Annotated in this window: 1 protein-coding gene; it reads right to left on the bottom strand. The window is 51.3% G+C overall.

All coding sequences use genetic code 11. The features are described from left to right. On the bottom strand, nucleotides 1-472 hold a 472-nt coding region (locus JQK88_RS35600), incomplete at both ends, for an Ldh family oxidoreductase (RefSeq protein ID WP_203281261.1).

Below are 472 nucleotides of genomic sequence, written 5' to 3'. Positions count from 1 at the left end.
CCGTTACGGCGGTTTTCTGCCAGCAGGGTAGTAAATTCGTGGCCGGGTAAACTAATAGCCTGGTTTTCGTCAGCACGCTCGGCACTGGTAACGTAATCCATAATGCGTTGCAGTTTGGCATCGCGGGTGGGACCGTCGATAAGCTTGTCCACTTCAATGGCAATAAAAATTTGTGAAATGCCGTATTCGTCGCTGTTGTCCTCGGTGACTTCGGCAACCGATGCGCCGTCAGAAAGGAGGGTAGCGATCATATCCAGCACAATCGACATGCCCGAACCTTTCCAGTAGCCCATCGGCAAAATGCGGCGATTTTTCTCAATAACGCCAGGTTCTTTGGTCAAATTGCCCTCATCATCAAAGCCACCATCTACCGGGAGCTGACGACCTGCCAGGCGATTAACTTCTAACATGCCGTAAGAGAACATCGACATCGACATATCGACCATGGTGATCGGCGTGGAAGGAATGGCGA

The organism is Mesorhizobium caraganae (genome assembly GCF_016836705.1).
GTDB classification, from domain to species: Bacteria; Pseudomonadota; Alphaproteobacteria; order Rhizobiales; family Rhizobiaceae; genus Mesorhizobium; species Mesorhizobium caraganae.
The sequence above is the reverse complement of the archived record's forward strand: the minus strand, read 5'-3'. Positions and strand labels throughout refer to the sequence as shown.